Raw genomic sequence first — 3,444 nt, forward strand, 5'->3', positions numbered from 1 at the left:
AGACCCCGCCCCGCTCCGCGCCAAGGCTCAGGGTAGGCCGTGCTGCAGGTCGATGCTGGAGCGAACGCCGATATTGGCTCGGTCGGCCTCCAGCCAGGCCTCGGCGGCGGCCCGGCCGCGCGCCTTGAGGTCCTCCAGGAAGCTCCATTCGGTGTTGAACTTGCTCGCCATCGACAGGTCGGCCAGCGGACCGTCGGCGGTGATCGCGTGGATCAGCATGCTCCGGTAGCGGCCGCGGGCATTGTCCTTCAGCAGACCCTCATCGAGCAGCTTCTGCACGAAGCCGATGGCCCGCAGTTCCGCCCCCAGGGCGGCGTTGAAGGTGATCTCATTGAGCCGGTCCATGATCTCGCCCGGAGTCTTGGGCGTGTCCTCGCGGACGAAGGGATTGAGGCTGACCAGCAGGATGTCGTCGGGGGTCTTGTCGTAGAACAGCGGCCACAGGGCCGGGTTGGCCAGGTAGCCGCCGTCCCAATAGGGCTCGCCGTCGATCTCGACCGCGTGGAACAGTTGCGGCAGGCAGGCGCTGGCCATGATGTGGCGGCAGGTCAGCTCGGTCTCGCGAAACACTCGACTCTTGCTGAGCCGCACAGCCGTGGCCGAGACATAGAGCTTGATCGGCGAGCCCTCGCGCAGCGCCGCGAAGTCGACCTCGGCCTCAAGGATTTCTTGCAGGGGGTTGAGATTGAACGGGTTGAATTCATAGGGGCTCATCGACATGGCCAGGGTCTCGGCCATCCGCCAGCCCGGGGTGCTTTTCAGCCAATCCGAACCCCCGGCGAAGGCGCTGGTCCAGACGCTGGTGTCGCCGAATACATTGCGGCCGCCGTGGCGATTGACCTGCCGCCAGAAGCTTTCAAGCCTGGCCTTGCCGCCCTCGCGGCCGCCGTCGAGCAGGCCCTGGGCCAGGGCGACGGCGTTCATCGCGCCGGCCGAGGCGGCGGTGACCGCCTGGATCTCCAGGGTCTCGTCCTCAAGCAGGCGGTCCAGCACGCCCCACTCGAAGGCTCCGTGCGAGCCGCCGCCCTGCAGGGCGACGCTGATCGGCCGGACGGCGACGGGCGTCTTCTTGAACGGATTGAGCGGCATGGCCTTTTCCGTCTCCTGCCCGGCTTGGGCGCTATCAGCCTATTGGGCGGTCCATCCGCCGTCCACCTGCCAGGCGGCGCCGTTGGCCGAGGCGCCCATGTCGGACACCAGATAGAGCAGAACACCCGAAAGCTGCTCGAAGGTCACGAACTGCTTGGTCGGCTGGCTGGCCAGGATCACATCGCGCATGACCGCCTCCTGGCTGATGCCGCGGGCGGCGGCCTGGTCGGCGATCTGGGCCTCGACCAGCGGCGTCTTGACGAAGCCTGGGCAGATGGCGTTGCAGGTGACGCCATGCTGGGCGACCTCGAGGGCGACCGTCTTGGTCAGGCCCATGATCCCGTGCTTGGCGGCCACATAGGCCGACTTGAACGGCGAGGCGACCAGGGCGTGGGCCGAGGCGATATTGACGATCCGTCCACGGCCCTGCGCCTTCATGATCGGCACCGCCGCCTTGGTGGCGTGGAAGGCCGAGGACAGGTTGATGGCGATGATCTGGTCCCACTTGTCGTCCGGGAAATCCTCGATCGGGGCCACGTGCTGGACGCCGGCGTTATTGATCAGGATGTCGAGTTCGCCGAACTCGGCCTTGGCCACCGCGATCATGTCGACGATCTGGCTGGGCTTGGTCATGTCGGCGCCGTGATAGAGCACCTCGACCCCGTGCGTCTCGGCCATCTCGGCTCGGGTGCGCTCGATGGCGGTCATCTCGCCCAAACCGTTGAGCACGATGTTCACGCCTTGCGACGCCAGGGCGTCGGCCAGGGCGTGGCCGATTCCGCTGGTCGAACCGGTCACGACAGCGACCTGTCCTTGCAAACCGAAATCCACGGCCATTGACGCACCCTCCGAAGTCTTGCTGCAATGCAGCATATAGCTCGCTCTTGCGATGAACGAAGCCTTATAAATTCATCGATAGATGAATTCAGGGCTGAGGGCGAGTGAAAACCCAATCGGTCGGGGTCGAAAGCGCCTTGCGGAACCCGTAGCCGTCCAGGTCGAAAGCCTGCAGATCGGCGGCCTTTTCGACCCGCTGATCGATGGCGTAGCGCACCATGCGGCCCCGGGCCTTCTTGGCGAAGAAGCCCAGCACCCGCAGCTCGCCGCCCTTCTCTTCCTTGAAGTGACACGTCACCATCGGCAGCTTCAGCGCCTTGGCGTCGACGGCGCCGAAATATTCCTGGCTGGCCAGGTTCACCAGGGTCGGATCGGCATGACCCAGGGCGGCGGCGTTGAGGGTCCGGGCGATGGTCTCGCCCCAGAAGTCGTAGAGGTTGGAACCGCGCTTGGTCTTCAGCCGCGTGCCCATCTCCAGCCGATAGGGCTGCAGGGCGTCGAACGGACGCAGCACGCCATAGAGCCCGGAGAGGATCCGCAGGTGGTCCTGGGCCCATTCCAGGGCCGGGCGATCCAGTTCCCGCGCGGCCAACCCGCCATACACATCGCCGTTGAAGGCGATCACCGCCTGCAGACCGTCCTCGACCTCGGGATCGAAGGCCTCGAAACGCTCGCGGTTCAGGGCCGCCAGCTTTTCGGAAATATGCATCAGGCGGCGCAGGTCGGCGGCGGTCAGCTTGCGCGTCACCTTGGCCAGCTCGGCGATCTTGTCCTTCAGCTCGGGCGTCGTCAGGGGCAGCACCTGATCGGGCGCGGTGAAGTCCAGAGACTTGGCGGGGGAGATGACCATCAGCATGGGCGGGGAGATAGAGGGTCCTGACGGGGATCGCCAGCGGAGAGCTTGCCGAAGGCCTCGCCAAAGGGACCACGTCCGGGCGGACCCTGGACAGACGGCTTGACGCCCTGGGCCTCAAACCCCCTCGAACCACCTTGCCGGACTTGGGGACACTCGATCACTTTCCATAATGGAAACTTTGCACTTGCCAGACTGGAAAGTCACAGCTAGCTTTCCACTATGGAAAGTGGAGTTCCCGACATGATCGACAACGACCCCGCCCGGATGCTGGCGGAAGTCCAGGCCGCCAATGCGCAACTGGCGCAGCGCGCCCGGGCGCCCCTCTGGTATCACCCGGCCCTGGGCCTGCTGATGGGCGGCGTCGCCGCCGTGGCGGGACAACCGACACCCGTCATCCTGGCCTATGAGGCCCTTCATGCTCATCGGCCTCTGGCTGCTCGTCCGGGCCTATAAGCGCCGGACCGGCATGTGGGTCAGCGCTATCGCAAGGGGCGCACGCGGTGGGTGGCGTTCGGCCCTGGCGACCGCCTGCGCGGCGCGTGACCATTCTGAGCCTCTGGCTGCGGCGCACCCACGACATCGCCTGGGCGCCCTATGCGGGCGGCCTGGCGGTTTTCGTCCTCGCCACCGCGGGCGGCCTCCTTTGGGAAGCAGCGTTCCGC

General features: G+C 66.1%; 4 protein-coding genes. 1 reads left to right on the top strand and 3 read right to left on the bottom strand.

All coding sequences use genetic code 11. The annotated features are described in order from the left end of the window. Positions 1 to 27 precede the first annotated feature (27 nt). The 3 genes from CSW58_RS11470 to yaaA form a co-directional block, all read right to left on the bottom strand. Positions 28 to 1,089: a patatin-like phospholipase family protein gene (locus CSW58_RS11470; protein WP_099447376.1), complete on the bottom strand. Its 1,062-nt coding sequence runs from the start codon at positions 1,087 to 1,089 to the stop codon at positions 28 to 30. Positions 1,090 to 1,128: 39 nt separating this feature from the next. Continuing rightward, the gene (locus CSW58_RS11475; RefSeq protein ID WP_099447377.1) at positions 1,129 to 1,926 is read right to left on the bottom strand and encodes a 3-hydroxybutyrate dehydrogenase; all 798 of its coding nucleotides are present in this window, start codon (positions 1,924 to 1,926) and stop codon (positions 1,129 to 1,131) included. 88 nt (positions 1,927 to 2,014) lie between these two features. Further along, entirely contained in the window at positions 2,015 to 2,782 is a 768-nt protein-coding gene (gene yaaA, locus CSW58_RS11480; RefSeq protein WP_099447378.1) for a peroxide stress protein YaaA, read from the bottom strand. A gap of 240 nt (positions 2,783 to 3,022) precedes the next feature. On the opposite strand from yaaA, the gene CSW58_RS15365 reads away from it, so the two are divergent. After that, positions 3,023 to 3,235: a hypothetical protein gene (locus CSW58_RS15365; RefSeq protein WP_236627794.1), complete on the top strand. Its 213-nt coding sequence runs from the start codon at positions 3,023 to 3,025 to the stop codon at positions 3,233 to 3,235. The last annotated feature ends 209 nt before the right edge of the window (positions 3,236 to 3,444 follow it).

Origin of the sequence: Caulobacter sp. B11 (genome assembly GCF_002737765.1) — a bacterium.
Taxonomy (GTDB): domain Bacteria; phylum Pseudomonadota; class Alphaproteobacteria; order Caulobacterales; family Caulobacteraceae; genus Caulobacter.